The 4,536-nt window shown below is 66.3% G+C and carries 6 protein-coding genes; 3 read left to right on the forward strand and 3 right to left on the reverse strand.

Features of this window, described 5'->3' with window-relative positions:
* The coding region (locus G6024_RS14180; RefSeq protein ID WP_159148989.1) for a DUF222 domain-containing protein at positions 1 to 568 on the reverse strand (568 nt) is incomplete at its 3' end.
* Between the two features lie 231 nt (positions 569 to 799).
* Between G6024_RS14180 and G6024_RS14185 the strand changes: the two genes are divergently transcribed.
* Positions 800 to 1,390, forward strand: a complete 591-nt coding sequence (locus G6024_RS14185) for a hypothetical protein (protein ID WP_182640399.1) — start codon at positions 800 to 802, stop codon at positions 1,388 to 1,390.
* A 26-nt stretch (positions 1,391 to 1,416) separates the two neighbouring features.
* On the opposite strand, the gene G6024_RS14190 is transcribed toward G6024_RS14185, so the two are convergent.
* Both G6024_RS14190 and G6024_RS14195 read right to left on the reverse strand, forming a co-directional pair.
* Positions 1,417 to 1,602 carry a hypothetical protein gene (locus G6024_RS14190; protein ID WP_132063656.1) on the reverse strand — a complete coding sequence of 62 codons (186 nt, stop codon included), beginning with the start codon at positions 1,600 to 1,602 and terminating at the stop codon, positions 1,417 to 1,419.
* A 14-nt stretch (positions 1,603 to 1,616) separates the two neighbouring features.
* Complete coding sequence (locus tag G6024_RS14195) at positions 1,617 to 2,579, reverse strand: WXG100 family type VII secretion target (RefSeq protein WP_159148991.1); 963 nt, start codon at positions 2,577 to 2,579, stop codon at positions 1,617 to 1,619.
* A 285-nt stretch (positions 2,580 to 2,864) separates the two neighbouring features.
* On the opposite strand from G6024_RS14195, the gene G6024_RS14200 reads away from it, so the two are divergent.
* Both G6024_RS14200 and G6024_RS14205 read left to right on the forward strand, forming a co-directional pair.
* On the forward strand, positions 2,865 to 3,443 hold the full coding sequence (locus G6024_RS14200; protein WP_159148992.1) for a DUF3558 family protein: 579 nt from the start codon (positions 2,865 to 2,867) through the stop codon (positions 3,441 to 3,443).
* A gap of 200 nt (positions 3,444 to 3,643) precedes the next feature.
* Positions 3,644 to 4,536 (forward strand): hypothetical protein (locus G6024_RS14205; protein ID WP_159148993.1); only part of this gene is annotated, 893 nt, incomplete at its 3' end.

The raw sequence follows: 4,536 nt of genomic DNA on the forward strand, positions 1-4,536 counted from the left end.
CGCACGTGACCGAGCGGCGGCGGGCCCGCTCTGCCGCGCCGCGCTCGGTGCGCCCCGGGTCGACAGCATCCAGGAGTCGGTGCGCGTGTTCCTGGAGGCGGCGGGTCGTACACTTTTCGGCGGCCAGGGCGATCAGCTGCGCTTCCAGGTGTGCGCGCGCCTCGTCGTCGTAGTCGTCGGGCAGGGCTGCCAGGGCGGCGTTGATAATCCTGAGGTGCCCGGCGGACAGGGCGCCCTCGGCAGTGGCGCGCATGCGGGCGGTGTCGGCGATGGCGGAGTCGTCGAGTCGGCCGCGCGCGTCCCCGGGGGCCAGGCCCAGGCCACCGGTGAGCATCTGTCGCTCGTTGACGAATCCCATCTGCCGCGCGGTACCCGAGGTGCGGGCGGTGGCCAAGACGCGGGCCTGGGAGGCGCGGATGCGGCGTTGGGCCTGTTCGAGGGCGACCAGTTCGGCGTGCAGTTCGGCCGGTGACACCTCCGCCCAGTCGCGCTCAAGGTGGGCATCGAGCGCGGACAGCACGACGGCCAGCTCATTGCTGGCCGCGGCCCCCTTTCCGGTGTCGCTCATGTGTTCGATTAGATCACCCGGGTACGACACGAACGCGTCGTCCCAGTTCACGTCGACGAAAGGGGAGCGGCGGTGTCACCCCCGCCGGGTGCTCGCGGACTACTCGCCCGATTGCGCCCGGCCTCAGCTGGCCTTGCGGGGGACTGCGCGAACTGGTTTGTGCAAGAGGCCTCCCACTACGATGACGGTGTCAATACTGATCACATGAACGTGGCCGCGGAGCGAGTGAGAGTGACCGGTGTGCTGACGGCAGTGCTCATCGTTGTGTCCGGGTGCGGCGAATTCGGAGGAGGTGCTAATGATGCGCCGGGGCCGGCGCCCACATCCGCCACTTCGTCGGCATTCACTGTGACCACGGCCGAAAAGGCCACCTCGCAGGAGATCGCAACACCGACCTCCACACCGCTCTACGAGACACCCCACAGTCCTGCCGCGCCGACCCCGGCGATCGTGACCGAGGGTGCTGAGTGCGGGCCCCGCGGTGCGTTGGCCGTCTTCGCTGACGGCGTGACCGCCTACTGCACCCGTGTGCAGTACACCGACGGTGCCGCGTGGTCGCGTGACCCGCAGTTGGCGCCGAATCCGGCAGTCGAGGAGGCGATGCGGCAGGCGGGGCCACGCCTCGGTGCGCAGTGCATGGGAGCGGATATCGGCCGCAGGGCGGTCGACGCCAGTGGCGTTGCGATTCTGTGCGACAACTACGTGTGGCGATTCGATGTCGGACAGGAACCGCGGCATCCCTGGGTTGACGACCAGGTTCGGTGGATGGAGTGCCTCGAGCAATCGACCGAAGAGGATTGCAGAGATCTTCTCGACGAGTGATCCGAGCCTGCGCCGCTGGCCCCCAGTCAGGCGAAGAATTCGCCCCAGATGATCACTCCGCCGAAAATCGCCAGGCCTGCGAATATCTCAACCTTGATCGAGGGGTCGTTGTCCACCATGAGGCGGATGTTGTGTTTGAAGTCAGCCCAGGTCAGCGGTCTCAACCAGACCCATCGGATTTTGCGGCCAGCGTCAGGTTTGTCGTCGTCCATTCGGTTCCTTCCAGTCACGGGGTGAAGTATCGGTCGAACACCGCACTTCCACCCTTCTTTCCCAAGTAGCTGCCCACCGCTGCGCCGATACCAGCGCCCAGAATCGCGCCGAGTGGACCGATGGCACCGCCGGCCATGGCCCCGAGCCCCATGCCGCTGGTGGTGCCACCGATGAGAGCGCCCGCCGTCTCCATGGACGCTTCTCCAGCAGTGGTTTCGCCTGTCGCGTATCCCTCGACGCCGTCGTAGACGGTGACGGCTGCGCCGAGAGGGCCGGCAATTTTGCCGAGGCCTCGGAGCACGCCGGCCCAGGCCTTTCCGGGAGCGTCCGCAACGGGATTGAGTTTGTGCCGTCCGCGAGTCGCAGGGTCCAGCTCATCGGCTTGAATCGGGAACCCGTACCTGGCCCCGCCGGTCACGGCATCGACTGCGGCAAGCCATGAATGCCCTGGCCCCGGTATCGGTCGCCGGTCGACTTCTGGTGGTATCGCCTCGTGGAGCCGGGTGGCCACGAGGTCGATCTCGCGGCCGTAGTGCTCGTCGAGCGACCGCACGGTGTCCAGGGCCATGCGGATCGTCTCGGCATGGGCGTTGACGGTGTCCTGGGTGATGTCGTCGCGGCCGGGTCCGGGGCCGACGGAGTCCTGGCCGACGACCAGCCCGGCACTGACGGCGTCGCGGACTCGGTCGCGTACTGATTGGACTGCGGATTGCAGGGCTGCTTCGGCTCGGGACAGGGCGTCAGTGAGGTCTTCGAGCCCGTCTGCGAGTTTGGTGACGTGCGACTTCTCGGTTTCCGCCGCGTCGAGGACGGCGTCTGCTGCGACGCCGGACCAGCCCTCCGCGAGCGTGTCCCGCCCGTCGGCCAAGAAGTTTCGTACCTCTTCTGCGGTGGTACGACGGGTGGCAACGGCGTCCCCGGCGGCGGTCAGCGCGTTGGTGTCCCAGCGACTGATCTGCCCGATCGTGTAGCTCACGCCTCGCCCTTTCTGCAGCTTGTCCGTCACCAGGTACGACGTCGCGAGCCTGCCGTCCGGTTCCGCACCCGGCACAGAAATCTCTGGGCCCGGCACTGTGATGACCCACCCGTCGGCCGGCGACGACTGGGATGATCTCTGATCGTGAGCGCCTACCGACCTGACGACGCCCCTTCCGACCTGCGGCGACGCGGCTTGGCGCCGCGAACCTCAGGTCGGGGGAACCGTTCGGCGGCTCGGCCCGTCGTACAGGTTGTGGGGAAAAGTAGAGCGTTCGTAGCTGCGGTGGTGGCCGCCGGTGTGGTGCTGTCCGGGTGCGCGTCGGCTGACGGGGGAGAAGATAAGTCGACGACGACGACGAGCCCAGCCGCTGCCGAGGAGCCGGGCAATCCCTGGGATCTGCCGATCGAGCAGAGGCCTGCCCTGTTCGACCCGTGTGCCGAGATCCCGATCGAAGCTATTGAAGAGGGGGTTGGCGGCGCGGTCCACCCTATCGACGAGTATGCCAACAACGAGCGCGGCGAATTGATCTCTTGTGGCTGGAAGAGCAATGAAGTGCATGTGAGCGTCCTGGGAACTTGGAAAAGTCACGACGAGTATTTATCCGACCCAAACTTCGTCGTCGATAATCGCAACGATGAGATCGGTGCGCGGAACGCGATTCAGATGACGGAGAGGTCGAATAGGGCGGAGGACTCCTGTCTGAATCTGCTTTTCACGGGCCGCGGCACCGTTTGGATAAAGGTGACCATGTCAACGGCTCTTAGGTACTTCAGGCAAGAGCGTTCGGTCCCGCCGTGTCACGCATTGGATGAGGTCGCAAGCTCGATCGTTGCGTTTGTCCCAGAGGGAGATTATCGGTGACTGTTCATCTAGTCCAGGGGGTCGTACGCGCTTGTGTAAAGGCGTGTGAAGGGTTCACCGGGACAATTCGCACCGCGATAGATCAGAGCTCTATCGGGGCGCAGGTCGCGGCGTCCGGGTCGTTTATAACCGCTCGCCAACTAGGGACCGTCTACTCGCTATTTGCCGACCAAGATCTTCGCAGCCTTCTGGATGAATTCGTGATTCAGGCGGAGGCGATGTCGATGCTCTTCGCCGCCGCCGGGGGGCTCATCGAGGCGCAGGATGAGGCGTTGGCGGGGGCGTTGTCGAAGGCGGCTGAGGAACCTGCCGGGCTGCAGAGCCTGGGGCTGATACACGCAAGCGAATCGGACGTCTTCGCACTCCAGGACATGTGCGTCATGGGCGCCTACGGGCGAGTGGGGCCGGAGGATGTGTCGGATTCGCCGCTGGAGCGCATCGCCCAGTGTGCTGAGGGACTGCAACCGAGCCAGTTCAGCGACATCGATGAGCGGGCCACCAGAGTCTCGGAGGCACTGAACTCAGCTGCGGAACAGCTCAACAGCGACCTCAACAACATCCTCGGTAGCAGCTGGCAGGGGCAGTTCGCGTCGAGTGCGCAGGACTCGGTGACGGGCCTGGTGAACTCGGCGTTCGCTTTGTCAGGGGAGTTGGAGCAGGTCGCACGCAAGGCCAGGCGCGCGCACGACGGGTTCGTCACCACCCGCACCAGCGTCGCCGAGCAGGCAGCGCAAGCCAAGATCGCGCAGCTCTCCGGCCAGGAGCACGGACCTGCGGGGCTGAGCGCCGCTGCCGAGTCGCGGGCCCGAATGGCGGCGGCGGAGGAGCAGGCCAGGGCGATTGTCAACACCGAGTACAGCCCCGCAGTCATGGACGCCAACCTCGATGACCTTGACTTCACCGCCGCGTACCGGGTGGTGTCGACCTCGGCGCTGGGCGGGCCCAGCGGCATCGACATGGCGCGCGTCTGGAACACCGAGGGCATCCCGCGGCCGGCCCAGCCGGCGGCGCCGAATGCTGCCGCAATCGCCGCCCTCACGGGTGGTGCGAGCGGAGCGGGCAACGAGGCGCAGGTGGCCGCCGGGACCGCGGG

The organism is Dietzia maris (assembly GCF_014144855.1).
In the GTDB taxonomy this organism is placed as follows: domain Bacteria; phylum Actinomycetota; class Actinomycetes; order Mycobacteriales; family Mycobacteriaceae; genus Dietzia; species Dietzia kunjamensis.